This window comes from Microbispora sp. H11081 (genome assembly GCF_012999535.1).
Classification (GTDB): Bacteria; Actinomycetota; Actinomycetes; order Streptosporangiales; family Streptosporangiaceae; genus Microbispora.
In genome coordinates, this window is the sequence record NZ_JABBWV010000003.1 from 17,234 (window position 1) to 42,807 (window position 25,574).

Below are 25,574 nucleotides of genomic sequence, written 5' to 3' on the forward strand. Positions count from 1 at the left end.
GGAGAGCGATGCACACCGTTCAGCTGCGGCTGCGCCGCGACGCGGGGCTGTCAGAACCGGAGGGGACGCCGGGGGCGCTCACCCTGGCCACGCCGTTCGGGCCGGCCGCGCTGCGCGGTCTGCCGCCGGGCGCGGTCGCCGCGCTGCGGGCGCTCGCGGGCGGCGGCGTGAGCGAGGAGGAACTGGCCGGGATCGTCACCTCGCACGACGGCGAGGGCGGGCTGCTGCGCTGGCACCTGCTGCTGCGCAAGCTGTCGGCGGGGGCGCTGCTGGAGCGGGCGGTGACGTCGTCAGGCGGTGACCCGGTCGCCGTGCTGCGCCCCTACGGCGGCGGTCCCCTGCGCGCGGCCGCGCCGCTCGCCGCGGACGCCAGGGTGCGTCTTTCGAGGTTCGCCGTCGCGGCGCCGGAGGACGGCAGGCTCGTGGTGCGCGCGCCCCGCAGTCCACTCGGGGTGGAGCTCGCCCCGGCCGCCGCCCCGCTGCTCGGCCTGCTCGCGGACTGGACGACGCCGGCCGCGCTCGTCTGCCCTGGCCTGCCGGACGCGACCACGGCGGCGGTCCTCGGCCTGTTCGCCGGCGCCGGGCTGCTGGTGCGGCCGACGCAGGAGGGGAAGGACCCCGAGCGCGGCGCGGCGCCGCTCGCCCAGTGGTCGCCGGCCGACCTGTGGCTGCACACCCGCACCAGGGAGCCACGCGCGAGCGCACGCTACGGCGGCAGCTACCCCATGCGGGGCGTGCAGGATCCGCTGCCCGTGACGCCGCCCGCGTTCCCCGGGCCCAGGATCACCCTGGAGCCTCCCGACCTGGACGCGATCGCGAAGACCGAGGCCGGTCTAACCGACGTCCTGGAGGCCCGCCGCTCGATCCGCGAGCACGACGCCGCCGCCCCGATCACCCTGGACCGCCTCGGCGAGCTGCTCTACCGCACGATGCGCCAGCGGGGCACGTTCACCGGTGAGGACGGCCAGGAGCTGGCCGACCGGCCCTACCCGTCCGGAGGCGCCGTCCACGAGCTGGAGGTCTATCCCCTCGTCGTCTCCTGCGAGGGCCTGGAGGCGGGGCTGTGGCACTACGCCGCCGGCGCGCACGCGCTGGAACGGGTGGCCGATCCCGGTCCCGCGACCCGCACGCTGCTCGACCGGGCCAGGTCGGCGGCGATGATGACCGACGACCCCCAGGTCCTGCTGCTCGTGACGGCCCGCTTCGGCCGGGTGATGTGGAAGTACGAGACCATCGCCTACTCGCTGATCCTCAAGCACGTCGGCGTGCTGTACCAGACCTTCTACCTGGTGGCCACGGCCATGGGCCTGGCGGTCTGCGGGCTCGGCGGCGGGGACGCGGCGGAGTTCGCCGCGGCCAGCGGCCTCGACCCGCACGCGGAGGGCAGCGTGGGCGAGCTCGTGCTCGGCAGCAGGCCGGGCGGCGCGGCGGGGACGCCGCCGCAGTGGCGGACGGGGGTGCCGATGTGAAGTTCCGGTTGAAGGCCCTGCAGCGGATGCGGGAGCCCGACGAGCTCGACTCGCCGACGCTGCTCGCCTCGCCGCGCGGCTGGATCGCCACGTTCGTCGTGCTGATCGTGGTCGTCGCCGCGGGGGCGTGGTCGTTCGTCGGCCGGTTGCCCGTCACCGTCACCGCCAAGGGGTTGCTGACCCGCCCGGCGGGCACCGCCGAGTTGCAGAGCCCCTACACAGGGACCGTGCGGACGATGATGGTGGGCCCGGGCGGGCGGGTGGTGCGCGGCCAGGCGGTGGCGGAGGTCCTGCGGGCCGACGGCACCGTGCGTACCGTGAGCAGCCCGTTCACCGGCGAGGTCGTCACCATGTCGGCGGGCGAGGGCGCGATGGTCCGCGAGGGCGAGGGGCTGCTCGCGATGGAGCGGACCGACGGCCCCCACGACCGCCTGGTCGCGATGCTGTTCGTGCCGGGCGACCAGGCGCTCGGCATCGCCCCCGGCCGTACGGTCGACCTCGCGGTGGCCGACGCCCCGCCCGGCGTGTTCGGGCTGCTGCGCGGCACGGTGACCTCGATCAGCCCCTACCCGCTGATGGCGGAGGGCGTCGCCGGCCTGGTCGGCGGGGACCTCGCGGCCCGCGGCTACGTCGGCGGGCAGCCGCCCCGCCTGGTGGTCGTCGACCTCGTCCCCGACGCGGCGACCCTCTCCGGCTACTCCTGGACGACCGAGACCGGTCCACCGATGAGGCTGCGGTCGCAGGTCACGGTGACGGGCACGGTCACGCTCAGCAGCCAGACCCCATTCAACCTGCTGCTCGGACGCTGAGAAGGAGACGGATGAGCCAGGTCACGGCGCCCCGCGCGGACGCCCAGCCGCCCCGCGCCCCGCGTGGGCGCGACGCCCGCAGACGGGGCGGGCGGCGCGGGAGCACGCCGACCGTCATCCAGATGGAAGCCGTCGAGTGCGGGGCGGCCGCCCTGTCCATGGTCCTCGGCCATTACGGCAGGTTCGTGCCGCTCGAGGAGCTGCGGGCCGCCTGCGCGGTGTCCCGCGACGGCGCGAAGGCGTCCAGCGTGATCGCCGCCGCCCGCAGGTACGGCCTGGAGGCCAAGGGCTTCCAGATGGAGCTGGACGACCTGCGCGACGTCGCCAAGCCGGCGATCATCTTCTGGGCGTTCCAGCACTTCATGGTCGTCGAGGGCATCCGCACCCGCTTCGGCAGGCAGGTCGTGGCGGTCAACGACCCCGCGAGCGGCCCGCGCCTGCTCGACTGGGACGAGTTCGACTCGGGCTTCACCGGCATCGTGCTGACCTTCGAGCCAGGGCCGGGGTTCCGGCCGGGCGGCCGCCCCACCAGGGTCGCGGAGGCGCTGCTGTCGCGCCGCATGCCCACGGGCCGGGCGCTGCCGCTGGTGCTGCTGGCGAGCCTGCTGCTGGTCGTGCCGGGGATCGTCGCCCCGGCCTTCAGCCGGGTGTTCATCGACCACATCCTCACCGGCCGCGATCCCGGCTTCGTCCTGCCGCTGCTGCTGGCGATGTCGATGACCGCCCTGGCGATGTTCGTGCTGACCTCGGTCCAGCGGCACTACCTGCTGCGGATGGAGATACGGATGGGGCTGGTCAGCTCCGCCCGTTTCTTCCGGCATCTGCTGCGCCTGCCGGTGGAGTTCTTCCTGCAACGCAGGCCCGCCGAGGTCGCCCGGCGGGTTTCTGCCAACGACATGGTCGCCGAGATCCTGTCCAGGGATCTGGCGATCACCGTCGTCAACCTCGTCCTCGTGCTCTTCTACGCGGTCGTCCTGGTCAGGTACGACCTGCTGCTCGCCCTCATCGGCGTGAGCATGGCGCTGCTCAACATCGTGGTCCTGCGGCAGGTGTCGAGGGCGAGGACCGACGCGGTGGCCGCCCTGCGGGCCGATCTCGGCAACCTCACCTCGGCCACGTTCAACACGCTGCAACTCGTGGAGACCGTCAAGGCCACCGGCGCCGAGCCGGGGGCGTTCCAGAGATGGGCGGGCTTCCTGGCCAAGGCGGTCACCGCCCGGCAGCGGCTGGGCGTGCCGAGCGCGGTCATCACGGTCGTGCCGCCGCTGCTCGCCGGGGTCAACAGCGGGCTCATCCTGCTCGTCGGCGGCCTGCGCGTGGTGGACGGCGCGGTCAGCGTCGGCCTGCTGGTGGCCTTCCAGAGCCTGCTCGGCGCGCTGTCGCGGCCGGTCACCCAGCTCACCAACCTCGGCGGGCGCCTCCAGGACATCTCGGCCGACATCACCCGCCTGTACGACGTGGAACGGCATCCCCGCTCGCCCGTCTTCGACCGCGAGGACAGGCCCTCGGGCAGCCGGCTCGACGGGTCGATCACCTTCGACGAGGTGACGTTCGGGTACAACCCGCTGGCCAAACCGGTGATCAGCAACGTGTCGTTCTCTGTGGTGCCCGGCCGCCGGGTGGCGATCGTGGGGAGCTCGGGAAGCGGCAAGTCGACGATCGGCAGGCTCGCGGCCGGTCTGTACGGCCCGGCGTCCGGCCGGGTGCTGCTCGACGGGCGCGACCGCCAGGAGATCTCGCGCACCGAGCTCGCGGCCTCGATCGCGTACGTGGACCAGGACATCTCACTGTTCGAGGGCACGGTGCGCGACAACCTCACGCTGTGGAGCGACGACATCTCCGACGAGGTCGTCACCGCCGCGCTGCACGACGCGGCCGTCTTCGACGTCATCTCCGCCCGTCCGGGCGGGCTCAACAGCCGGGTCCGCGAGGGCGGGCGCAACTTCAGCGGCGGCCAGCGTCAGCGGATGGAGCTGGCCAGGGCGCTGGCGGCGCAGCCGACCCTGCTCGTCCTCGACGAGGCGACCAGCGCGCTCGACCCGGAGACCGAGCGGGTGATCGCCGACAACCTGCGCCGCCGCGGCTGCGCCTGCCTGATCATCGCGCACCGGCTGTCCACCGTACGGGACGCCGACGAGATCCTCGTGCTGCACCAGGGCGAGGTGGTGGAGCGCGGCATACACGAGGACCTGGTGGGCCTCGGCGGGCACTACGCACGCCTGATCGAGAACGCCCGGACGGGCGGCGAGGGAGCGGACCGATGAGCGTCTCGACCGTGGCGGACTCCCCGGCGTTCTCGTCGTTCTTCACGGACGCGGCCACGCCGGTCGACTACTCGGCCGACCGGCTGCTCGTGCTCGCCGACCTGCGCGAGGTGCTGCTGGTCGAGCGCGGCGCGGTCGACCTGTTCGCCGTGCGCCTGCGGGACGGCAAGCCGGTCGGCAGGTGGAACTACCTGTGCCGGGTGCGGCAGGGCACGCTGATGCTCGGCTCGCCCAGGGGGCCGAGGCACAGCATCGTCGGGCGGCCGGTGCTCGGCACCCGCGTGTCGCGCCTGCCGCTGGCCCGGCTGGAGGGCCTGTCGGCCCGGCGCGTCCACGGCCCGTCCGAGTCGGGCAGGGCGGTCCGCGCGCTGCCCACCCGCGAGTACGGCCTGGCGGTGCGCGAGTTCGTGCGCGGCCTGGACGCCGGGCTGGTGGCGCTCGCGGCGTCGATGCGCGACACGCTGCCCCCGCGCGACTTCGTCCCGCTGGTGCCGCACGAGCCCGTCACCGTACGCGAGGGCGAGGCCGTCCGTTCCGTCGACGGCGTCCAGTGGATCACGGTCGAGGACGGCGTGGTCGAGATGCCGGAGGGCGTCTCAGGTCAGCTCAGCGCGGGCGCCGAGGTCTGCGTGACCGAGCGCGACTGGCTGGCGGCGCTCGGCCCGGCGCGGCTGCGCGCCCGGTCGACCCTCGACCTGCTCGGCGAAGGCGCGCTGTGGCACCGGTGGGTCGAGCACACCACCCGCTTCCTCTACATGATCGACCGGCGGGTCGAGCGCAGGAACTCCGCCGAGCTGAAGGCGCTGACGGGCCGGGCCGAGCGGGGCGCGGACGTGCTGCGCGGCACCGCCCGCGGGTTCGACACGCTGGTGCGCGACACCGAGGCGCGGGTGCGCCTCGCCGACGTGGCGGGGGATCCGCCCGCGCTGGCCGCCGCGCGCCTGGTGGCGTCGCACGCCGGTTTCCCGGTGACCGCGCCCCCGCAGGGCGGGGCGCACGGCGGCAGGATCGACCCGCTGCAGGCCATCGCGCTCGCCTCCGGCGTGCGCACCCGCAGGATCAGGCTGGACGACCGCTGGTGGCGGCGGGACATCGGGCCGATGGTGGGTTACCGCGCCTCCGACGGGGTGCCGGTGGCGCTGCTGCCCATCGGGTCGCGCTACGTCGTGGCCGCGCCGGGGGAGGAACGCGTCACCCCGGTCACGGCGGAGGTCGCCGGCACGCTGACCCGGCACGCCGACGTGCTGTACGAGCCGCTGCCGCCCGCCGTCACCGGGGTGGGCGGGCTGCTGCGGTTCGGGCTGGCCAAGAACCGCAAGGACCTGTGGACCCTGCTCAGCCTGGGCACGCTGGTGGCCTTCATCGGCCTGCTGGTGCCCGCCATGACCGGCCTCGTGCTCGGCACGTACGTGGCCAGGGCCGAGCGCGAGATGATCGTGCAGGGCGCGCTGCTGGTGATCGCGGGGTCGCTCGTGGCGGCGGCTCTGTCGGTGGTGCAGAACTTCGCCGCGCTGCGCATCGAGGGCAGGTCGTCGGCCCGCCTGCAGGCGGGCGCGTGGATGCGGCTGCTGTCGCTGCCCGCGAAGTTCTTCACCGACTACTCCACCGCCGAGCTGGGCACCACGGTCCTCGGCGTGAGCGCGGTGCAGGAGACGCTGTCGGGCGTCATGACGACGGCGGCGCTCGGGCTGTTCGCCGGCCTGGCCAACCTCGTGCTCGTCTTCTTCTACGACGTGCGGCTGGCGCTGATCGCGTCGGCGCTCGTGCTGATCGGCGTGCTCGTGTGCGCGGTGGCCGGCTTCTTCGAGGTGCGCCTGCAGCGCAGGCTCTACACCCACGAGCAGCGGCTGTCGTCGCGGGTCTTCCAGCTCCTGACGGCGGTGCCGAAGCTGCGGGTGGCGGCGGCCGAGGACCGGGCCTTCGGGGTCTGGTCGTCGGAGTTCCTCAAGGCGCGCAGCGTCGGCGTGTCCGCCCGCAGGGTGCAGAACTTCGTCACGACCTTCAACGCCGGCTTCACGCTGGTCGCCTCGGTCGTCGTCTTCGCCGTGGTGGCCGGGCCGATGCTCGGGGAGGTGACCGTTCCCGCGTTCTTGGCGTTCTTCGCCGCGTTCAACCTGCTGCTGGCCTCGGTGCTGCAGTTCACCGGCGCGGCGATCACCGCGATGAGCGTGGTGCCCATGCTGGAGCGGCTGCGGCCGATCCTGGCGGCCGAGCCCGAGGAGCACGCGGGCAAGGCCGATCCCGGCGAGCTGTCGGGCCGGATCGAGCTGTCGCGGACGTCGTTCCGGTACGGCGAGGACGGGCCGCTCGTCCTGGACGAGGTGGACGTGTCGATCGAGCCGGGGGAGTTCGTCGCGATCGTCGGCCCCACCGGCAGCGGCAAGTCGACGATCCTGCGGCTGCTGCTCGGCTTCGAGTCGCCGAGCTCCGGCACGGTCCTGTACGACGGCCAGGACCTGGACGAGCTGGACATCGGCGCGGTGCGCCGCCAGTGCGGGGTGGTCCTGCAGAACAGCTCGCTGCTCGCGGGCGACATCAAGACCAACATCATCGGCAGCACCGATCACACGATCGACGACGCCTGGGACGCCGCCGCCATGGCGGGCATCGCCGACGACATCGCGAACATGCCGATGGGCATGCACACGGTGCTGTCGGAGGGCACCAACACGCTGTCGGGCGGGCAGCGGCAGCGCATCATGATCGCCCGCGCCCTCGTATCGCACCCCCGCATCGTGCTGTTCGACGAGGCGACGAGCGCGCTGGACAACCCCACCCAGAAGGTCGTCACGGAGAGCACCCGCCAGCTCAACGCCACCCGGATCGTGATCGCCCACCGGCTCTCGACGATCAGGGACGCCGACAGGATCGTGGTGCTCGACCGCGGGCGCATCGTCCAGCAGGGCAGGTACCAGGAACTGCTGGAGGACGCCGACGGGTTGTTCGCCAGGCTGGCCCGCCGCCAGATCTGACCCCGGCGAGGCGCCGCCGGCGGGCCTCCGCCGGCGGCGTCCGCGTGCTCAGTAGCGGGGCTTGCGGCTCATCGCGATGGCGACGACGAGGAACACCACGCCGAGCGCGCCGTACACGAAGGCGTGGGTGGTGGCGGGCGGCTTCACGCTGGCGTTGGCGACGGCCAGCCCGAGGCCCACGAGGGCGCTGATGTAGCAGAAGATCGCGATGAAGATCTTCCAGAAGGGGGTCATGGCGTACTCCGTTCGGACTGCGCGGGACCGCCCGGTGCGGTCCCGGCGACGACGAGGCCGAGCAGCATGACCCAGGCGTCGGGGTCGGCGCGGAAACGCCGCCACCGGTCGGCCGCCAGGGCGAGCTCGGGCAGGGACAGGGCCCCGGAGGCGACCAGCGGCGCCAGCCGCTCCGGCCCCATGTGGGGGGCGAACGCCTCGGTGGGGCGGTCGTCGTTGGTGGTGGCGAACGGCCGCAGCACCACCTCGTGGAAGCCCGCGCGGCGCAGGATCCGGGTGAGCTTGCGGCCGATCAGCCGGTCGCCTCCGGCCTCGCGCTGCGCCCCGGCCATCCGGCCGTGGACGCCGGCCAGCTCCGGGTACATCGGGTCGGCCAGGCCCCACAGCATGCTGTCCACCTCGACCACGACCAGCCGCCCGCCCGGCCGCAGCACCCGCAGGGCCTCGGCCACCACCGCCGCGGGGTCGGCCACGTGCTGCAGTACGTACCGCAGCAGGACCGTGCCCACCGCGCCGTCCGCCAGCGGCAGCCGTACGGCGTCGCAGCCGATCAGCGGGACCCGGGCGTCGGCCGCGTGCGCCAGCAGCGCGGTGTCGATGTCGGCGGCCACGACGGGCAGGTCCGGCAGCGCGGCCCGCAGCCGCCGAGTGACGGCGCCGGAGCCCGCGCCGAGCTCCAGCAGAGGCGCGGGGACGCCGACGTCGAGCAGCACCCGCAGCTCCTCGTCGAAGGAGAGCGCCGCCTGCGCCTCGAGGCGCGCCAGCTCGCCGGACAGGCCGCCCGCGGTCGTCGTGGCCGGGTCGTAGGAGCCCGCGCCCGTCGCCGCGCTCACGGCCGGCTCCCCGCTTGCCTGGGCCTCGGCACCATCAGCATGCCGTGCCTGGGACGTAGCGTGACGAGGGCCTCGGGCTCCACGGGGAAGCCGGGGACGAGTTCCGGGCGCACGGCGCGCAGCAGCACGGCCAGCACGAGGGTGGCCTCCACCATCGCGAAGTGGCGGCCGACGCACACCCGCGGGCCGCCGCCGAACGGGAGGTACTGATGCCCCGCGTGGGTGTGCTCGGCGAGGAACCGGTCGGGTGCGTACGTCTCGGGGTCGTGCCAGTAGCGCGGATCCCGGTGGAGTACGTACGGGCTGACGCATACGAGCGTGCCCGGCGGTATCGGGTAGCCGCCGACGATGTCGGCCTCGACGGAGCGCCGGGAGATGAGCCACACGGGCGGATAGAGCCGCATGGCCTCCTTGATCGCCCGCTGGCAGGCCGTCAGCCTGGGCATGTCGGCGGCGGTGGCGGCCCGGTCATCGCCCAGCACCTCGTCCACCTCCGCCCGCACCGCCCGAGCGGCGTCGGGATGGCGGTCGAGGAGATAGAGCGTCCAGGTCAGCGCCTTGGCCGTGGTCTCGTGCCCGGCCATGACGATCGTCAGGACCTGGTCGCGCAGTTCGGTCGCGGTCATCGCGTGCCCGGAGGCCAGCATCGCGCCGAGCAGGTCGTCGCCCTCCTGCCCGGTGGCCCGCCGGGCGGCCACGATCGCCCGGGTGACGCCGTCGAGGAACGCCTTGGCCCGGCGGAACCCCTCTCTGCCGCCCTTCTCCGAGGCGGGGTCGAAGTGGCCGATGAAGCGGTTGACCTCGTCCACCGCCCGCCCGAAGCCGTCGCCGACGCCCGCGATGTCGGTGCCGAGCATGGCCCGCGCGATGACGGTGAGCGTGAGAGAGGTCAGTTCGTGGTCGACCCGGACCGCCGCGCCCTCCTCGCCCGCCCGCCGCCACCGCTCGGCCAGGCCGGCCGCGGCGTCGGTCATGATCTCGTCGAACCGCTCGACCTCGGTCGGGCGGAAGGCCGGGGCGATCATCTTGCGTTGCCTGGCCCAGTCCTCACCGCCGCTGGTCAGCAGGCCGTTGCCGAGCAGAGGGCGCAGCATGTCGTCGTCGGGCGTGCGGTCCTTGGTGTAGTTGGCGCCGTTGTCCTTCAGCACGTGCCTGGCCAGGTCGGGCCTGTGCAGCATGTAGACCGGCCCGGTCTCCGTCTCGTGCCTGGTCACGTCGCCGTAGGCGGCCATCTCCGTGACGAAGCGCAGCGGGGCCTCCCGCATCGCGCTCAGGCTCTGGGCGTCCCGCGGCCCCGGCGGCAGGGATACGTATCGATTGTGCGTACCGGCCATGCCCACCCCCAAGTTCTCGGTAATACGTATTCTCTGGAAATTGCGCATGCGATTCACGGTGAATACGTACCGGGTGATATTTCCTGATCGGAGCATAGTCTCGGTCGTTGCTGGTCTCAATACTTATGCCCCGGCCTGAAAATTAAGTCTGTGCGGGACTTCCCGGCCGTGTAAGACTCCATTTTGAAAGCGGCGGGACACATCGCCGCGAAAAAGCCGGGAGGCTGGTTATGTCTTTGGACCCGAGGCAGCGCGCGGAATTCGTGAACGCGTACACCCGCGTTCTCATCACGGCATGGTCGAGCGAGGAATACTCGGCGCGGCTGGACTCCGACCCCCGCTCGGCCCTGGCCGAGTCCGGCCTGGAGCTGCCCGCGGGCGCCGAGGTCACGCTCGTCCGCAACATCCCGGAAGGCCACCACGACAGCAACATCGAGGTTCAGGTCGCGCTGTGGGAGAGGGGCCTCGAGACGGGCCGCTTCGAACTGCACATCCCCGAGACGCCGCAGGTCGACATGGCCGAGCTGAGCGAGGGCGACCTCGACTCCATCGCGGCCGGCGCGTCCGCGGTCGAGGCGATCGACATCAACTGCTGCTGCTGCCCCTGCTGCTGCTGCACCTGACAATCACGATCCCACTCGGAGGACCAGGCCATGTCCACGGTCGCCGACCAGGCGAATCCCGTCCACGTGCGCTCCCTGCGCAAGCGGTACGGTCCGGTGTGCGCGGTCGAGGAGGTGGACCTCGACGTGCGGAGCGGCGAGGTGTTCGCCCTCCTCGGGCCGAACGGCGCCGGCAAGACCACCACGGTGGAGATCCTGGTGGGCGTACGCCGGCGGACCTCCGGCGAGGTGCGCGTCCTCGGCCACGACCCGGCCGAGGACGCGCCCGAGTGGCGCGCCAGGATCGGCGTCGTCCCCCAGACGACGGGGGCGTACACCGACCTGACCGTGCGCGAGGTGGTCGAGCACTTCGCGTCCTTCTATCCCGCGCCCCTGCCGGTGGCCGAGGTGATCGACATGGTCGGCCTCGGCAAGCAGGCGCGCAAGCAGGCGCAGACGCTCTCCGGCGGGCAGGCGCGGCGGCTCGACGTCGCGGTGGGCATCGTCGGAGACCCTGATCTGATCTTCCTGGACGAGCCGACGACGGGGCTCGACCCCGTCGCCCGCCGGGAGGCGTGGGACCTCGTGCGCTTCTTCGCCCGCCGGGGCAAGACCACCGTGCTCACCACCCACTACCTGGACGAGGTCGAGGCGCTGGCGCAGCGCGCGGCCGTCATCGTCAACGGGCGGGTCGTCGAGTCCGGCCCGGTGAACGAGCTGGGCGGCCGGCGCGCGACGCCGGCCGCGCTGAGCTTCGCCAGGCCGGACGGGCTCGGCGCGAGCCTGCCCGCGCTGCCGGGCGACGCGGTGGTGGAGGAGGCGGAGGGCCTGGTCGTGGTGCGTACGCACCGGCCGACCGAGGCCATGGCCGCGCTGCTGCCCTGGGCGGCGGCCTCCGGCGTCCGCGAACTGCCGGACCTGCGCATCCACCGGCCGTCGCTGGAGGAGATCTACCTGGACCTCATCCGGAGCAACCAGGAAGGCGGTGTCGTGTGATGGGCGCTCCCAACGCGGCCCTCAGCCGGGAGGGCGGCGCGGTGGTGCTCGACCCCGCTCGCTCCGCCCTGTGGCGGGCGGCCGTCTCGCGGTCGTCGGTCGAGCTCAAGTCGTTCTTCCGCAACCGGCAGTCGTTGGTCTTCACGCTGCTGCTGCCCGTCGTGCTGCTGGTCGTCCTCGGCTCCATCTTCTCGGGGACGGTGCCGGGCACCCACACCGACTTCAAGCAGATGTTCATCGCGGGCATCATCGCCTGCGGCGTGATGAGCGTCAGCTTCAACGGGCTCGCCATCAGCATCGCCATCGAGCGCGACACCGGGATGATCCGCAGGCTGGCGTCGAGCCCGATGCCGAAGTCCGCCTATTTCATCGGCAAGGTGGTCAGGGTGGCCGTGACCGGCACCCTGGAGACGCTCCTGCTGCTCGCCGTCGCCGTGCTGGCGTTCGGGCTGCCGCTGCCCTCGACCGCCGCCCGGTGGGAGACGCTCGTGTGGGTGCTGCTGCTCGGCGCGGTCGCCTGCACGCTGCTCGCCGTGGCCTTCAGCTCGGTCATCCCCAACGCCAGGTCGGCGTCGGCCATCGTCACGCTGCCGTTCCTGGTGCTGCAGTTCATCTCGGGGGTGTTCTTCCCCTACAACCAGCTGCCTGCCTGGATGCAGACGGTGGCGGCGCTGTTCCCGCTCAAGTGGATGACGCAGGGGCTGCGCGCGGTGTTCCTGCCGAACGACTTCGCCCACGTCGAGCCCGCGGGCGTGTGGGAGCTCGACCGCGTCGCGCTGGTGCTGGCCGCGTGGTGCCTGGCCGGGGCCGCGCTGAGCTTCCTGACCTTCCGCTGGCGTGGGCCGAACGTCCGCTGACCGCCGCCCTGATCAGGAGAGCCGGATCCGGAACTCGCCCAGCCGGCGCGGCACGAGCACGGGCGCCCAGGCGGGCGGGTCCCCGTCCGCGCGGATCGCGGGAAAGCGCCCGGCCAGGCCGCGCAGCAGCAGCGCTCCGGCCTGCCGGACGAGAGGCGCGCCCAGGCAGAAATGGGTGCCGGCGCCGAAGGCGAGGTGGGGATTGGGAGACCGGGTCAGCACCAGCTCGCCGGGCTGGTCGAAGACGTCAGGGTCCCGGTTGGCCGCCGCGACCACCGCGAGCACCCGCGCCCCGGCGGGGATCACCGCGTCCCCGAAGGACACCTCGGCGGTCGTCACCCTGGCCGTGAAGGGGATCGGGGCCTCCAGCCGCAGCAGCTCGTCGACCGCCGTACGGGCGAGGTCGTCGCCGCCGTCGCGCAGCGCGGCCAGCGCCTCAGGACGGGGCAGCAGCCAGAACAGCGCGTTGCCCACCATCTCGGCCAGCGGGCGCCAGCCGCCGACGACGGCCAGCGAGAGGATGCCCAGCATCTCCGGCCGGGTCAGCCGGTCGTCCGCGGCCAGCCGCGCGATCGGCCCGCCCGGCCCGCGCGCCACGTGCGCGGCGAGGAAGCGGGTCAGCTCGCCCATGGCCGCCCGGCCCTCCCGCGCGGCCTGGGGTCCCGCCAGCGGATCGAGGTTGACCGAGGCGCGCCGCGCCAGGTCGGCGAAGGCCGCCTCGTCCTCGCGCGGCAGCAGCAGCGTCCTGGCGAGCACACCGGTCGCGAACGGCTCGCCGAGCTGCCGGGTGACCTCGGCCGTGCCGGTGAGCCCGCCGAGCCCGTCGAGCAGGCCGTCGACGACGGCGGCGAGGTCGCAGGCGAGCTCGCGCACCGCGGCGGGCCCCAGCAGGGCCATGCCGGGCGCGCGCAGCCGGTTGTGGTCGGGGGGATCGGTGGTCAGCATCGAGGCGGGCAGGTCGTCGTCCCGCACCCGCTCGCGCTGGCCGAGCGCAGCCGAGAACCGGGGGTCCTTGAGCGCGCTCGCGCAGTGCTCGTGCGCCGTCAGCAGCCACATCCGCGACGTGACGTCGAAGTGGACCGGGTCGTTGGCCCGCAGCCAGTCGTACGCGGGGTACGGATCGGACCGCCCGGCCGGGGAGAACGGGTGGGCCAGACCGGCGGGAAGCCGGCGGAGAGCTGTCATCGGCGGTCCCTCGGGGCTGAGGACTCAAGATCACGGCATCGTCACGCTACTACAGGGCGGCCGCTGTCGGGATGAATGCGGGCAAACGCCGACCGAACGGGCCTATGGGAGGCAGCGATGCGGGTCGATGTAGTGGTCGTCGGCGCGGGCGTGAGCGGGCTGACCGCGGCGCGGCGCCTGCGCGACGCCGGTCTGGCCGTCGCGGTGGTCGAGGCCAGGGACCGCGTCGGCGGCCGGGTGCGCACGCACCGTCCCGGCGACGGCGAGCCGGCCATCGAACTCGGGGCGCAGGTGGTCCACGGCGACCGCAATCCGGTCTGGGACGTGCTGGAACCCGGCGCGGCCGAGCCGGTCGCACCGGGTCGCGCCCTCGTCGCGACGGCGGGCCGCGTGCTGCCGCTCGGCGCGCTCGCCCGGCTGGGCGCGCCGCCGTGGGCCGTGGAACGGAGCCTGCTGGAGGGCCCGCCGGAAGGGCAGGAGGACGTGCCCGCGGCCGGGCGGCTCACCCGGGGCGACCAGGCCGAGTGGCTGCGGCAGAACTGGGCGGCCGACCCCGAGTCGCTCAGCACGGCGGGCATGGCGGCGGGACGCCGCGCGGACGACGTCGGCGAGGGCCGCTTCGCCGTACGCGGCGGGCTCGACCGGCTGCCCGGCGCCCTGGCCCATGGGCTCGACGTGCACTGCGGGAGCCCGGTCAGGAGCATCGCCTGGTCGCGCGGCCGGGTGGAGGCCCGCCTCGACGCTGGCGCGGTGACGGCGTCCGCGGCGGTGGTGACCGTGCCCCCGCCCGTGGTCGCGGGCGGGGCTCTCACGATCGGCGGCCTGCCGGCCCGCAAACGGGCGGCGGCCGAGTCGCTGCGCCTCGGCGACGCGTGGTGCGCGGTGGTCACGCTCTCCCGGCCCGCGCCGGAGTCGGCCGTCGTGTTCGACGCCGAGGGCGGCCTGGGCTTCGTGACCTCCACCGCGGGCAGCACGCGGGTCCTGGTGGTGGCCAAGGCGGGCGCCGCCGCGCTGGCGCGCGCGGCGGCCCGCGAGGGGCCGCCCCCGCTGGGCCGGGTGCTGCCCTGGGCGGGGGACGCCCGGCCCGAGCACGTCGAGGCGGCCGACTGGGGCGCGGACGCCTGGGCGACGGGAGCGTTCACCTATCCCCGTGTCGGCGCCCTGTGGGCGCGGGCGGCGTGGGCCGAACCGGTGAGCGGCACGGTGTTCTTCGCGGGCGAGGCCACGGCGGCCGGCGTCCCGATGGTTCAGGCGGCGATCGCCAGCGGAAGGCGCGCGGCCCAAGAGGTCCTGGAGGCGGTAGGACGATGAGCGTCGCGGTGCACACGGGCTGGTACCTGCTGGCCTTCGAGGAGGAACTGGCCGAGGGACTGACACCCCTGCGGCTCGGGGAGCGCAGGCTGCTCGCCGTACGCGACGGGTCGCGCGTCCGCGTGTTCGACGGGCTGTGCCCGCACCGGGGGGCGGCGCTCGGCCACGGCGGCACGCTCGACGGCGACTGCGTCATCTGCCCCTTCCACGGCAAGCGGGTGGCGCTCGGGGACACGGCCCGGCGCTGGTCGGTCGCCGAGTACGACGTCGAGCGGGCGGGCGCGGCGGTGTTCGTACGGCTGTCCCCCGACGACGACCGGGGCTTCCAGCGGACCATCAAGGAGGTGGCGGACGGCAACCTGGTCGTCGGCGCGGTGGTCCAGCCGGTGGCGGTCCCCTCGGAGTACGTGGTCGAGAACGCCTTCGACGCAGAGCACTTCCACCAGGTCCACCTCGTGCCGCGGGTGATCGGCATGCGCGTCGCACCCGGCCCGGACGGCGAACTGACGATCGAGGGGGAGTTCCGCACCAAGGCCCCGCCGTGGGAGCGGGAGCGCCGTCTCGACTTCGCGTCCAGGTTCTACGCGCGGGCCTTCAGCCCCAGCCTCGTGGTGACGGAACTGGGCACCGCGGACGCGCCGTACACCATCATCACGGGCGCCGTGCCGACCCCGGAGGGCTGCGTCGGGCGGGTCGCCATCGCCCTGCCGCCTGAGCGGGCGGAGGCGCTCGACGCGCTGGTCCACGGCGCGCGGTACGCCTTCGAGCAGGACCGCGTCGTCTGGGACCATCTCGATCCCGGCGCGCCGCAGCGGTACGACGCGGGAGACCGGCCGGTGCTGGCGTTCCGCCGGTTCTGCGCCACCTTCGGCGCCGCCGCGCCTCCCGGAGCCCCCGCCGCGCCTACCGGACTCGCCGCCGCGACGGGTACGGAGGGATCGGCGTGATGCGGGTGCACGCGAGCGGGGAAGGACCCGCGGTCCTGTGGATCCACGGCTACACGATGGACTCCTCCACCTGGCGCGACCTGTGGGCGCTGCTGCCCGGCAGACGGCACATCGGGGTCGACCTGCCCGGCCACGGCGGGTCGGGCCCGATGCCGCCGGGCACGACGCTGCCGGGCCTCGCCGCCGAGCTCGCGGCCGTCGCGCGGGCGGAGGGCGCGCACGACGTCGTCGCCCTGTCCTTCGGGTCGCTGGCCGGGATCCAGCTCGCCATCGATGCGCCCGACGTCGTACGACGGCTCGTCGTCGGAGCGCCCACCATCGCGGGCGCGCCAGGCGAGGCGGGGACGGCGCCGCGTTACCGCGCGCTGATGGCTCTGCGGCGGGCCGGCGCGGACGGCGCCACCCTCGCGGACGTGTGGATGTCCTCGCCGCCCGACATCTTCCTCGGCACCCAGGCGCATCCCCGGCTGCGGGCGAGCCTGCGGTCGGTCATCGCCAGGCACGGCTGGGACGAACTGCGCACGGGCGCGATGGCGGCCTTCCACCGGCACACGCACACCGACGAGGCGCTCGGCGCGATCAGGGCCGACACGCTGGTCCTCGTCGGCGACGCCGAGATGCCGACGTTCGAGGCCAACGCAGAGCGGCTGGGCGCGGTCGTCCCCCGGTGCCGTGTGGCGCGGATGGCCGACGCGGGCCACCTGTGCATGATCGAGCGTCCGGAGGCCGCCGCGCGGCTCATCCGGCCCCACCTCGGAAGGAGCGCCGACGGTGCCGAGGCGTGAGACGTACGCGCAGGGCGGGCCCTGCTGGGTGGACTACATGGCGGCCGACCCGGAGGGCGCGCGAGACTTCTACGCGGGACTGTTCGGCTGGACCTTCGACGCGCCCGAGGAGTACGGCTACCGCCTGGCGCGGCGGGGCGGGGAGGTCGTCGGCGGGTTCGGCCGGGTGCCCGAGGGCCGGGGGATGCCGGCCGCCTGGAACACCTATCTGGCGGCGAAGGACGCCGAGGCGGTGGCCGGGCGGGTGGCGGCCCTGGGCGGCACCGTGGTGTTCGGGCCGCTCGGCGCTGGGGCGAACGGCCGGTTCCTGTTCGCGGTGGACCCGGCGGGCGCGACGGTCGGCTTCTGGCAGGGGCACTGGGCGGAGGGCATCGTGCTGGTCGACGAGCCCGGCGCGACCTGCGGCCACGAGTTGTGGGCGGCGGACCCCGCCGCCGCCCGCGTCTTCTACTCCGGGCTTTTCGGGCCCGGGCTCTTCGGGTCCGGGCTCTTCGGGGAGGAGACGCCGCCCGGATGGGACGTGCGCGGGACGCCGCATGCGGCGTCACCGCAGTGGCTGTCCTACTTCCTCGTGGACGACGTGCCCGCGGCGGCCCTGGCCGCGGAACGGGCGGGCGGCGGCGTGGCCGGTCAGGACCACGAGGGCGGGGAGGCGGTGCTGCGCGACCCCTGGGGCGCGCTGTTCGGCGTCAGGGACGGCCGGCGCCGCTCCGCGGGCGGAACCAGATGAAGAAGGCGGCCACGAGGATCGCCCCCACGACCACGACGACAGTGCCCACGGTCCTGTCGATCATCAGTGACACGACGACCGCGATCGCGTAAACCAGCGGAACGATGAGGCGGATGTTTCGCAGTCCCATGACCTCTCCCCGATGAAAAAGAATTCGGCCAACGCATCATCGGGCTTTTCCGGCGGGCCGTCCAGCGTGATTCCGTTAATTACGTATCCGGACCGCCGGGCCGTACGTATGCGTATTTCCGTCCTCAGATATGCAGGCCGGGCCGCAGCACGAGCAGATAGAACGCGACCACCGCCGCATAGGCGAGAAACGCCCACGCGGGAAGCCGCCAGTCCGTCTCCGCCCTCTCACGCGGTTCGTACGGCCGGCCCGCGTTCGGCGTCATGAATCCGACCAGCGCCATTCCCGGCCCCCAGCAGCCGAGGATGCCGTAGAAGACGACCTCGGGGTCGCCGCCGAGAGCGGCGGGCACCAGCAGCGCCAGGCCCAGGAAGTAGGGGACCCACAGGCGGGTCACCGCGGCCTTGCGGGCGCGGGGGGTGTCCAGTGGCACGCTCGCGGGCAGCGAGTCGAGGTACATCCGGCTGAGCGGCCGGGTGACCAGATAGAGCAGCGCCATCCCGGCGGCGGCCACGAGGAACTGGACCGCGACGGGCACGTGATAGAGGCGGGCGATGGCGCCGGTGTCGCCCGGCGCGAGCAGTGGCGTGACCACCAGGTAGCCCAGGAAGGCGGCGATCCCCGTCATCGCCAGCCACATCAGCAGCAGGCGGGGGTAGGAGGGCCCGCGGCGGCGGTACAGCGCCCAGCAGACGAGGCCGGTGACGAGGCTGCCGACCGGGCCCGCGGCGGCCACCAGCGCCTCCTGCGCCCGATCCGCCGAGGCCACGTGCGCCTCGACGAACTGGCCGATGGCAGGATGGAACCCCAGCGCGCGGGCGGCCAGGGCGTGCGACCCTTCGTGGACGAACACCTCGACCAACTGCGCCGTGGCGTACGACAGGGCGAGCGGTCCCCAGGCGGTGCGGGGGGAGGTGGTGCGCGGTGCGGCGGCATCCCGCCGGGCCGCCGGGGTCTCGGGGGTGCGCGTCACCCTGACATGGAAGCAGAACCCCGGCACTCGGTCCAGGCGCTTTCCGGCGATCGGAATTTCATTCCAATAAGGCCGAAACCTGTTCTAGTGGCCTACCTGTCTGACTCGGTGGCCTGACCAGTGGTTATCCACCTGGTGTCACCGGTTGGCGGCAAAGTCACCCCGGCGTGAGGTGAAACTAGAAACCGGCGAGTAGCCGTTCGGCGGTGATCTCGATGCGGTGCTGGCTCTGTTCGTAGGTGCGCCGCCCGCGCAGCATCTCCAGCAACTCCTGCACCCAGACGCCCGCGAGTGACCCGGTGAGCGCGAGCTGGTCCTCCGCGGGGATGTCCACCTCGCGGCCGTCGGTGGCGACGCGGAGCAGCAGGCTCGCCATCCGGTCGCTGAACGGCGCCTCCACCTCGGCCATGATCAGGGAGCGGATGAGCGCGTCGGCGAGCTCTGGCTCGCGCATCAGCCCTCGCGTGGCCCGCATCAGCACGTCGACCGCCCGGCCGGCCGGGTGCGCGGCGGTCGGCGGGCGCCTTTCCATGCTGGATTCCAGCAGGTCGATCTCTTCGCCGACCACGGCGACGACCAGGTCCATCTTGGAGGGGAAGTAGCGGTAGAGCGTGCCCAGGGCGACGCCCGCGCGCTCGGCGACCGTACGCATCTGCATCGCCTCGACACCGCCGCGGGAAGCGAGGGCGGCCGCCGCCTGGACGATGCGCCGCCGCCGCTGGTGCTGGCTCCGGGTGCGGGCTCCCGGGGTCGCGGGAGCCGGTCGGTCGCCCCCTGTGGAAGGCCCTTCGGGGGGTGACGGCGCAGCGTCGGCGAGTGCATGCGTAGTGCGCATAGGAACACGTTATCTGATTTCCGCTCCTTCTGGATGGTTACTCACCAGTCACAAAAGCGCTGGCGGTTATATGAATGTCGCGTTTCGGTGGCGTGCCGTCACCGGTTCGCCGAGCGTTCTCCTGCGAGGAATTGGAATCTGTTCTAGTTCCTGGTTTTGGAGTGGTGTCTCGTCCCTGCGGGCAGGCCGGTGGAACATCGGGAGACACGGAGACACGGGAGACACGGTAGACACGGGAGACACGGGAGACACGGGGAACACGGGGAACACGTGGGAGACACAGGGGAGCGCGAGGGGCCGGCGCGCTCCCGACGGGCCCCTCGGTGCCGCGCGCCGGCCGTGTCCGGGCCGCATCGGGAGACCGGCCGGCGGGCGCGTGCTCTCTTTCGGACACCCGTGCGCGGCGGTGCCGGGCACTCGCGCAGTGCCGGGCACTCAGGCGGTGCCGACCGCATGGGCGGTGGCGATCGTCTGGGCGGTGGCGATCACTGCACGAAGTAGAAAACGATCAATGCGATGACCAGGCAGATCAGGATGCCGACGACTTCCCACAGCCAGTCGTAGTGCCGGTCGCCCTTCGCGCGCCGGCGCTTGCTCGCGCCGTTCCCCGAGGGCTTGCCCCGGTGCCTGCGGGCCGGAGTGCGGGAGGCGGCGGGCAGCGGACGGGAGACCGCCGCGGCGACCGGGTGGAGCTGGACGTCCGGCTCCGGCCGGAACGTCTGGGTGAGGCGCTCGACTTCCCCGGCCGACGGCCGCTCGTCCGGGACCTCGGCCAGGGCGGGCGGCTCGGCGGTCGACCACCCGGCGTGCGGCCCGGTCTCCTGCGGCCCGGTCTCATGCGGCGCGGGGGCGAACACGTCCATGGAAGGAGCGGGAGGAAGTGACGGTTCGGCGGGCGGCGCCGGCGGGAAGTCCGCGGACGGCTCCGAAACCGGGGGGAAGGCCGGTGGGAAGGCCGGGGAGAACACGCCGGCCTCCTCGGCGGCGGGAGCCGGGCCGGCTGGCCCCGGCCGCGTGGGGGCCTCGGCGGGCTCGGCCTGCCCCGGCGTGCCGGCGGGTTCGGCCGTACGGAACGCGTCGAAGGGCTGGGCGAAGCGGAGCGTCTCGAACAACGCGTCCAGGGGGTCGTCCTGGCGTGGTGTGGCGGACCCGCCGAAGGCGTCGAACGGCTCCGCGGGACGCGGCGGGGTTCGGAAGGCGTCGTACGGCTCCGGGGCACGAGGGGTGTCCGCTGAGCCGCCGGAGTCCTTCGCCGGGCCGGGCATGACGCCGAAGGCGTCGAACGGCTCGGGGTGAGGTGGCGTCGTGCCGGGGCCGGGGAAGGGGTCCGAGGCGCGTGCCGTCACGCCGAACGACTCGAACGGGTCGGGGCGGTGCGTGGCCTCGGAGCCGCCGAACGCGTCGAACGCGTCGGGGGCCGTCTCCGCGACGGCCGGTGCGATCGATGGTGTGGCGGGCGTGGTCTGGGCGGGTTCCCGAGAGGACCCCTGCGGCTCGATCGGCGCGGCCAGCGCCGGCTGGGACTCGGCCGCCCCGGAGCGGGCCGGCCGCCCGGAGCGCTTTCTGCGCAGACGACCCTCGGCGAGCGGGTTGACCAGCGCGCCGCGCAACCTCGGCATGGGCTCGGTCGTCGCCTCGTGCCTGGCCTTGCGCCGGGAGCCCTGCGACGGCGCGAGGGTGTCGGTCTTGACCACGACCGTGTCGGTGGCCTGGTCGGGGTCGCTCAGCGGCAGCGGCCAGGTCGGCGTGGTCGGCCACAGCCTCTTGGTGACCAGCCCGGAGGACTGTTCCGGACCCGTGACGCTTCCCGGCTCCTCGTACGGCAGCGCCGTCAGCACCCGGTCGCGTACGGACGCGGCCGGGCGGTGCCAGGGCAGCCGGGCCAGCACGTCGCCGACGGGGGAGACGCCGATGGCGTCGTAGACCTCCGCGACGGCGGTGGGCACGAACGGCGCCGACCTGGCGGCGGTGACCGCGGTCTCCAGGGTCTGGGCGAAGCGGCGCGCCGCTCCCTCGGCCAGTTCCTCGGCGGTGTCGACCGCCACGTCGAGGACCACCGACAGCTCGGGCGGCGTGAGGCCGCACACCTCCGACAGCAGCAGGACCTCGCGCTGGTGCGGCCGGATGTCCCGGAACACCCGCTCGATCAAGGCGGTGGCGGGGTCGGTGACCGAGTCCACCGCGGGCAGCGCGTAACTGACGTCCCGCCGGTAGATCTCCCGGCGCGCCAGGGCGTACAGGGCGGCGCGCGAGGGCGGTTCGGCGGTCGGAGCGGTGGTGAAGACCGCCACCACGGCGTCGGCGGCCGGCGCGGTCTGGCCGAGCTGGTCGTGGCAGTACGCGAACAGGCCCGTGGCGTGACGCTCGTAGAGCTCGGCGATCAGCTCGCTTCTGGAGCGCTGACCGGTGAGCGGTGGAGTCACGACCGGCTCCTCTGAGTTTCGTGCTGGTCCGTGTCGGTAGGGACACGGCGGAGGGATGAGAGAGACGTGAGAGTAATCATGCCAACACCTCGCCACACCACGCATCAGGAGATGCCCTATTGATAGATATCTAGGCACTGAGATCAAAGCCGCCGCCGTAGGCTGGCCGCCGGGTGTCCTGTACGGAACGGGTGGCGTCCTATTCCCGGAGGCTCACGGGGGAAGAGCGAGCGGGCCTCCTGACGTTGAGTTGATCGCACACTCTTTCGAAGGGCGAGATCGCGTGATCACGTTTGAAGGCGTCACCAAGCGCTACCCGGACGGAACGGTGGCCGTGGACGACCTCGACCTCGAGGTGCCGACCGGGGCGATCACCGTGTTCGTGGGGCCGTCCGGCTGTGGCAAGACCACGTCGCTCCGCATGATCAACCGCATGATCGACGCCACCTCCGGCCGCATCACCCTGCACGGCAGGGACGTGCGCGAGATCGATCCGCCCACGCTCAGGCGCGGCATCGGGTACGTGATCCAGCAGGCCGGTCTCTTCCCGCACCGCAAGATCGTGGACAACGTGGCGACCGTGCCGTACCTGCTGGGCTGGAGCAAGAAGAAGGCGCGCACCCGGGCGATGGAACTGCTGGAACTGGTCGGGCTCGACCCGGGACTGGCCGGCCGCTACCCCTTCCAGCTGTCCGGCGGCCAGCAGCAGCGGGTCGGCGTGGCGCGGGCGCTCGCGGCCGATCCTCCGGTGCTGCTGATGGACGAGCCGTTCAGCGCGGTCGACCCGATCGTGCGGGCCAGCCTGCAGGACGAGTTGCTGCGGCTGCAGTCGGAGTTGCGCAAGACGATCGTGTTCGTCACCCACGACATCGACGAGGCGGTCAAGCTCGGCGACACGGTGGCCGTCCTGCGCGTGGGCGGGCGGCTGGCCCAGATGGCCGGCCCCGCCACGTTGCTCACCGAGCCCGCCGACGACTTCGTCCGCGAGTTCCTCGGCCGCGACCGCGGCATCCGGCGGCTGTCGTTCATCTCGGCCAAGGAGGTGCGCCTCCGCCCGGCGCCGTCCGATCTCGCGACCGACGAGGCCGGCCGCCCGCTCGGCTGGCGGACCGGGGACGAGCTCGCGGCGTACGGCACCTTCGACCCCGAGAGCGACTCGCTGCGGGCGGCGCTCGACGCGGCCCTGCTGTCGGCGAACGGCGTCGCGGTCGCCGTGGACGAGGACGGCCGCGTGCGCGGCGTGGCGGGGCGTGACGCGATCGACGAACTGCTCGCCGAGTACGCGCCGCCTCCAGCGCCCTCCCCGGCACCCTCCCCACCGCCGTCCCAGGGCTCCGGGCCGGCCGAGGAGGCGCCCGCGTGAGCCAGGAGCCTCTGGTCCGCTGGGACTGGATCGCGCGCAACTGGGCCAACGGAGGCCCGACCGCGATCAGCGCACTGCTGGAGAACCACATCGTCATGGCCTTCCTGCCCGTGCTGTTCGGGCTGGTCGTGGCCCTGCCGCTGGGGCTGGCCTGCGTACGGTGGCGCTGGCTCTACCAGCCGACGGCCGCGGTGATGAACGTCACCTACTCGCTGCCGTCCCTCGTGCTGTTCTCGATCTTCCTGTCGGTCACCGGGCTCACCCGGTCGACCGTCGTCATCCCCCTGACGTTCTTCGCGCTCGCGGTCCTGGTGCCCGCCGTCGTGGACGGGCTGGCCTCGGTGCCCGACCCCGTACGGCAGTCGGCGGTGGCGATGGGGTTCCGGCCCGTGCGCCGGCTGCTGCGGGTCGAGTTGCCGGTGGCGGTGCCGGTGGTCCTGGCCGGACTGCGGGTCGCCACCGTGTCCAGCATCAGCCTGGTCAGCGTGGGCGCGCTGATCGGCCAGGGCGGGCTCGGCAACCTGTTCATCGACGGCTGGCAGCGGCAGTTCTACACGCCCATCGTGGTGGGGATCGCGCTCATCGTCCTGCTCGCCGTGCTCGCCGACGGGCTGCTCGTGCTCGCGCAGCGGCTGCTGACCCCCTGGTCCCGCGCGAGGAGGGCGGCGTGAACTTCCTGTTCGGCTTCTTCGGCGACGCGTCGCGCTGGTCGGGCCCGGACGGCATCCCCGTCCGGCTGCTGGAGCACCTGGAGTTCTCCGCCGCGGCCTTCCTCATCGCGGCGCTGGTCGCCGTGCCGCTCGGCATGCTCATCGGCCACACGGGCCGCGGCGCGCTGCTCGTCGTGGTGGCGGCCAACGCGGCGCGGGCGTTGCCGACGCTCGGCCTGCTCGTGCTCGTGGTTCTGCTGGCGGGCGTGGGCACCGTGCTGCCGGTGCTGATCCCGCTGGTCGTGCTGGCGATCCCGCCCATCCTGGTGAACACGTACGAGGGCGTGCGGGGGGTGGACGCCGACCTGCGCGACGCCGCGTACGGCATGGGCCTGCGCGGGCGGCAGGTGCTGTTCAGGACGCTGACCCCGGTCGCGCTGCCGCTGATCCTGCTGGGCCTGCGGCTCGCCGCCATCCAGGTCGTCTCGACGGCCACCGTGGCCGCCTTCGTCGGCCTGGGCGGGCTCGGCCGGTTCATCATCGACGGGCTGGCGACCAAGACCTACGAGAGCGTGATCGGGGGAGCGGTCCTGGTGGCCGGCCTCGCGCTGGCCGTCCAGTTCGCCTTCGTCCTTCTCGACCGGGTGGTCGTCTCGCCCGGCGTCCGCCAGGTCCGCTAATCTCCCTATTATCCCCTGACAATGAAGGGAATATAGTCATGAGGCATATTTTCGGTGTCGCGGCGGTCGCGCTGACCGCGGCGCTCACGTTATCGGGCTGCGGGGGCTCCGACCCGCTGTCCAACACGGCGACCGCGGCTCCGTCGGCCTCCGGCTCGGGCGGCGCCGCCCCCACGAAGGTCGTCGTCGGCTCCTTCGACTTCCCCGAGAGCGTCCTGCTCGCCTCGATGTATGCCCAGGCCCTCCAGGCCAAGGGGGTCACCGTGGAGGAGAAGCCGAACATCGGCAGTCGCGAGGTGGTCTTCGACCAGGTCAAGAGCGGCGGCCTGACCGTGCTGCCCGAGTACGTCGGCTCGCTGCTGGCCTTCGTCGACAAGTCGAGCACGGCCAAGACCAAGGACGAGATCGTCGCCGGTCTCAAGGCGAAGCTGCCGCCGGAGCTCGAGCTGCTGGAGCCGGCCGCGGCCGAGGACAACAACTCCCTCACGGTCACCAGGGCCACGGCCGACAAGTACAAGCTGACGACCATCGAGGACCTGGCCAAGGTGGCGAAGGACTTCGTGGTCGGCGGGCCGCCGGAGTTCAAGCAGCGGCAGGAGGAGAACTTCAAGACCGTCTACGGCCTTGAGTTCAAGCAGTGGAAGCCCACCGGGGCCACCACCGCCGACGCGATCAAGAGCGGCACGGTGCAGGTGGGCAACGTGTTCACCACCGACCCCAAGATCGTGCTGAACGACCTCGTGCCGCTTGAGGACAACAAGAACGCGTTCGGCTCCGAGAACATCACGCCCCTCGTCTACAAGGCCGGAGTGGACGAGACCGTGACCTCCACGCTCAACGCGGTCTCCGCGAAGCTGGACACCGAGACGCTGGTCGGCCTCATGAAGCGGGTCGCCGTCGACAAGGACGACCCGCCCGTGGTGGCCAAGGACTGGCTCACCCAGAACGGCCTGCTGTGACCCGGGCCTGACCCGGGCCTGACCCGGGCCTGACCCGAGCCAGGCACCGAGCCAGGCACAGAGGCGACGGCCCCGGCCACCACGGTCAGGGGCCGTCGTCCGTTCACCCGCCGGGGGCGGCTCCGCCACCCCGGTGACACGCGGGTCCCGCGATGTGAGGGAATGGGACACCGGCAGGAGCCCGGCCGCGTCCGGCCGGGCATGACCGTACGGCAGGGGAGGAGCCGGGGTGG

23 protein-coding genes are annotated in these 25,574 nt (G+C 73.1%); 15 read left to right on the forward strand and 8 right to left on the reverse strand.

What is annotated here, in order from left to right; genetic code table 11:
* Window positions 1-8: 8 nt before the first annotated feature.
* Genes HHX31_RS09655 through HHX31_RS09670 form a run of 4 tightly spaced genes read left to right on the forward strand, consistent with a single transcriptional unit; the run spans window position 9 to window position 7,514 of the window.
* Window positions 9-1,469, forward strand: coding sequence for a SagB family peptide dehydrogenase (locus HHX31_RS09655; protein WP_169947366.1), 1,461 nt, complete (start codon window positions 9-11; stop codon window positions 1,467-1,469).
* On the forward strand, window positions 1,466-2,278 hold the full coding sequence (locus HHX31_RS09660; protein WP_169947368.1) for an HlyD family efflux transporter periplasmic adaptor subunit: 813 nt from the start codon (window positions 1,466-1,468) through the stop codon (window positions 2,276-2,278). The genes HHX31_RS09655 and HHX31_RS09660 overlap by 4 nt, the downstream gene beginning before the upstream one ends.
* An 11-nt stretch (window positions 2,279-2,289) precedes the next feature.
* On the forward strand, window positions 2,290-4,542 hold the full coding sequence (locus HHX31_RS09665; protein ID WP_169947370.1) for an NHLP family bacteriocin export ABC transporter peptidase/permease/ATPase subunit: 2,253 nt from the start codon (window positions 2,290-2,292) through the stop codon (window positions 4,540-4,542).
* On the forward strand, window positions 4,539-7,514 hold the full coding sequence (locus HHX31_RS09670; RefSeq protein WP_169947372.1) for an NHLP bacteriocin export ABC transporter permease/ATPase subunit: 2,976 nt from the start codon (window positions 4,539-4,541) through the stop codon (window positions 7,512-7,514). The genes HHX31_RS09665 and HHX31_RS09670 overlap by 4 nt, the downstream gene beginning before the upstream one ends.
* A 48-nt stretch (window positions 7,515-7,562) precedes the next feature.
* Here the strand turns inward: HHX31_RS09670 and HHX31_RS09675 are convergent, their stop codons facing one another.
* The 3 genes from HHX31_RS09675 to HHX31_RS09685 are packed head-to-tail and all read right to left on the reverse strand — an operon-like array spanning window position 7,563 to window position 9,846.
* On the reverse strand, window positions 7,563-7,748 hold the full coding sequence (locus tag HHX31_RS09675; protein WP_169947374.1) for a hypothetical protein: 186 nt from the start codon (window positions 7,746-7,748) through the stop codon (window positions 7,563-7,565).
* Window positions 7,745-8,581 (reverse strand): methyltransferase domain-containing protein, encoded by an 837-nt coding sequence (locus HHX31_RS09680; RefSeq protein ID WP_169947376.1) that lies wholly within the window; start codon window positions 8,579-8,581, stop codon window positions 7,745-7,747. The genes HHX31_RS09675 and HHX31_RS09680 overlap by 4 nt, the downstream gene beginning before the upstream one ends.
* Window positions 8,578-9,846 carry a cytochrome P450 gene (locus HHX31_RS09685; protein WP_169947378.1) on the reverse strand — a complete coding sequence of 423 codons (1,269 nt, stop codon included), beginning with the start codon at window positions 9,844-9,846 and terminating at the stop codon, window positions 8,578-8,580. The genes HHX31_RS09680 and HHX31_RS09685 overlap by 4 nt, the downstream gene beginning before the upstream one ends.
* 299 nt (window positions 9,847-10,145) lie before the next feature.
* Between HHX31_RS09685 and HHX31_RS09690 the strand changes: the two genes are divergently transcribed.
* Genes HHX31_RS09690 through HHX31_RS09700 form a run of 3 tightly spaced genes read left to right on the forward strand, consistent with a single transcriptional unit; the run spans window position 10,146 to window position 12,370 of the window.
* Complete coding sequence (locus HHX31_RS09690; RefSeq protein WP_211589541.1) at window positions 10,146-10,538, forward strand: hypothetical protein; 393 nt, start codon at window positions 10,146-10,148, stop codon at window positions 10,536-10,538.
* Between the two features lie 30 nt (window positions 10,539-10,568).
* Window positions 10,569-11,513, forward strand: a complete 945-nt coding sequence (locus HHX31_RS09695; protein WP_169947380.1) for an ABC transporter ATP-binding protein — start codon at window positions 10,569-10,571, stop codon at window positions 11,511-11,513.
* A complete protein-coding gene (locus tag HHX31_RS09700) occupies window positions 11,513-12,370 on the forward strand; it encodes an ABC transporter permease (protein ID WP_169947382.1) in 858 nt (285 codons plus the stop codon). Before HHX31_RS09695 ends, HHX31_RS09700 begins: the two co-directional genes overlap by 1 nt.
* Window positions 12,371-12,382: 12 nt before the next feature.
* Here the strand turns inward: HHX31_RS09700 and HHX31_RS09705 are convergent, their stop codons facing one another.
* Window positions 12,383-13,555 (reverse strand): cytochrome P450, encoded by a 1,173-nt coding sequence (locus HHX31_RS09705; protein WP_169947384.1) that lies wholly within the window; start codon window positions 13,553-13,555, stop codon window positions 12,383-12,385.
* 117 nt (window positions 13,556-13,672) lie between these two features.
* Between HHX31_RS09705 and HHX31_RS09710 the strand changes: the two genes are divergently transcribed.
* From HHX31_RS09710 to HHX31_RS09725, 4 genes are read left to right on the forward strand one after another with little or no spacing between them, the layout of a single operon-like run.
* Entirely contained in the window at window positions 13,673-14,866 is a 1,194-nt protein-coding gene (locus tag HHX31_RS09710; RefSeq protein ID WP_169947386.1) for an FAD-dependent oxidoreductase, read from the forward strand.
* The gene (locus HHX31_RS09715) at window positions 14,863-15,813 is read left to right on the forward strand and encodes a Rieske 2Fe-2S domain-containing protein (protein WP_169947388.1); all 951 of its coding nucleotides are present in this window, start codon (window positions 14,863-14,865) and stop codon (window positions 15,811-15,813) included. Before HHX31_RS09710 ends, HHX31_RS09715 begins: the two co-directional genes overlap by 4 nt.
* Window positions 15,813-16,598 (forward strand): alpha/beta fold hydrolase, encoded by a 786-nt coding sequence (locus HHX31_RS09720; protein WP_169947389.1) that lies wholly within the window; start codon window positions 15,813-15,815, stop codon window positions 16,596-16,598. Before HHX31_RS09715 ends, HHX31_RS09720 begins: the two co-directional genes overlap by 1 nt.
* Complete coding sequence (locus tag HHX31_RS09725; protein WP_169947391.1) at window positions 16,585-17,328, forward strand: VOC family protein; 744 nt, start codon at window positions 16,585-16,587, stop codon at window positions 17,326-17,328. Before HHX31_RS09720 ends, HHX31_RS09725 begins: the two co-directional genes overlap by 14 nt.
* Here HHX31_RS09725 and HHX31_RS09730 read toward each other — a convergent pair.
* The 4 genes from HHX31_RS09730 to HHX31_RS35045 form a co-directional block, all read right to left on the reverse strand.
* Entirely contained in the window at window positions 17,288-17,458 is a 171-nt protein-coding gene (locus HHX31_RS09730) for a hypothetical protein (protein ID WP_169947393.1), read from the reverse strand. The two genes, HHX31_RS09725 and HHX31_RS09730, sit on opposite strands and share 41 nt — an antisense overlap.
* 124 nt (window positions 17,459-17,582) lie before the next feature.
* The gene (locus tag HHX31_RS09735) at window positions 17,583-18,431 is read right to left on the reverse strand and encodes a hypothetical protein (RefSeq protein ID WP_169947395.1); all 849 of its coding nucleotides are present in this window, start codon (window positions 18,429-18,431) and stop codon (window positions 17,583-17,585) included.
* 178 nt (window positions 18,432-18,609) lie between these two features.
* Window positions 18,610-19,266: a TetR family transcriptional regulator gene (locus HHX31_RS09740; protein WP_169947397.1), complete on the reverse strand. Its 657-nt coding sequence runs from the start codon at window positions 19,264-19,266 to the stop codon at window positions 18,610-18,612.
* A 485-nt stretch (window positions 19,267-19,751) separates the two neighbouring features.
* A complete protein-coding gene (locus HHX31_RS35045) occupies window positions 19,752-21,689 on the reverse strand; it encodes a hypothetical protein (protein ID WP_169947398.1) in 1,938 nt (645 codons plus the stop codon).
* A 283-nt stretch (window positions 21,690-21,972) separates the two neighbouring features.
* On the opposite strand from HHX31_RS35045, the gene HHX31_RS09750 reads away from it, so the two are divergent.
* Genes HHX31_RS09750 through HHX31_RS09765 form a run of 4 tightly spaced genes read left to right on the forward strand, consistent with a single transcriptional unit; the run spans window position 21,973 to window position 25,341 of the window.
* The gene (locus HHX31_RS09750) at window positions 21,973-23,052 is read left to right on the forward strand and encodes an ABC transporter ATP-binding protein (RefSeq protein WP_169947400.1); all 1,080 of its coding nucleotides are present in this window, start codon (window positions 21,973-21,975) and stop codon (window positions 23,050-23,052) included.
* Window positions 23,049-23,723: an ABC transporter permease gene (locus tag HHX31_RS09755; protein ID WP_311931713.1), complete on the forward strand. Its 675-nt coding sequence runs from the start codon at window positions 23,049-23,051 to the stop codon at window positions 23,721-23,723. The genes HHX31_RS09750 and HHX31_RS09755 overlap by 4 nt, the downstream gene beginning before the upstream one ends.
* Window positions 23,720-24,382 carry an ABC transporter permease gene (locus HHX31_RS09760; protein WP_169947402.1) on the forward strand — a complete coding sequence of 221 codons (663 nt, stop codon included), beginning with the start codon at window positions 23,720-23,722 and terminating at the stop codon, window positions 24,380-24,382. Before HHX31_RS09755 ends, HHX31_RS09760 begins: the two co-directional genes overlap by 4 nt.
* Before the next feature lie 38 nt (window positions 24,383-24,420).
* A complete protein-coding gene (locus HHX31_RS09765; protein WP_169947404.1) occupies window positions 24,421-25,341 on the forward strand; it encodes an ABC transporter substrate-binding protein in 921 nt (306 codons plus the stop codon).
* Window positions 25,342-25,574: the final 233 nt, after the last annotated feature.

Bases quoted from the DNA above. Each gene is read 5' to 3' on its own strand.
- HHX31_RS09655 (WP_169947366.1), top strand. From the start codon at position 9: ATGCACACCGTTCAGCTGCGGCTGCGCCGCGACGCGGGGCTGTCAGAA.
- HHX31_RS09665 (WP_169947370.1), top strand. From the start codon at position 2,290: ATGAGCCAGGTCACGGCGCCCCGCGCGGACGCCCAGCCGCCCCGCGCC.
- HHX31_RS09670 (WP_169947372.1), top strand. From the start codon at position 4,539: ATGAGCGTCTCGACCGTGGCGGACTCCCCGGCGTTCTCGTCGTTCTTC.
- HHX31_RS09675 (WP_169947374.1), bottom strand. From the start codon at position 7,748: ATGACCCCCTTCTGGAAGATCTTCATCGCGATCTTCTGCTACATCAGC.
- HHX31_RS09685 (WP_169947378.1), bottom strand. From the start codon at position 9,846: ATGCGGGAGGCCCCGCTGCGCTTCGTCACGGAGATGGCCGCCTACGGC.
- HHX31_RS09690 (WP_211589541.1), top strand. From the start codon at position 10,146: ATGTCTTTGGACCCGAGGCAGCGCGCGGAATTCGTGAACGCGTACACC.
- HHX31_RS09695 (WP_169947380.1), top strand. From the start codon at position 10,569: ATGTCCACGGTCGCCGACCAGGCGAATCCCGTCCACGTGCGCTCCCTG.
- HHX31_RS09700 (WP_169947382.1), top strand. From the start codon at position 11,513: ATGGGCGCTCCCAACGCGGCCCTCAGCCGGGAGGGCGGCGCGGTGGTG.
- HHX31_RS09705 (WP_169947384.1), bottom strand. From the start codon at position 13,555: ATGACAGCTCTCCGCCGGCTTCCCGCCGGTCTGGCCCACCCGTTCTCC.
- HHX31_RS09710 (WP_169947386.1), top strand. From the start codon at position 13,673: ATGCGGGTCGATGTAGTGGTCGTCGGCGCGGGCGTGAGCGGGCTGACC.
- HHX31_RS09715 (WP_169947388.1), top strand. From the start codon at position 14,863: ATGAGCGTCGCGGTGCACACGGGCTGGTACCTGCTGGCCTTCGAGGAG.
- HHX31_RS09720 (WP_169947389.1), top strand. From the start codon at position 15,813: ATGCGGGTGCACGCGAGCGGGGAAGGACCCGCGGTCCTGTGGATCCAC.
- HHX31_RS09730 (WP_169947393.1), bottom strand. From the start codon at position 17,458: ATGGGACTGCGAAACATCCGCCTCATCGTTCCGCTGGTTTACGCGATC.
- HHX31_RS09740 (WP_169947397.1), bottom strand. From the start codon at position 19,266: ATGCGCACTACGCATGCACTCGCCGACGCTGCGCCGTCACCCCCCGAA.
- HHX31_RS09765 (WP_169947404.1), top strand. From the start codon at position 24,421: ATGAGGCATATTTTCGGTGTCGCGGCGGTCGCGCTGACCGCGGCGCTC.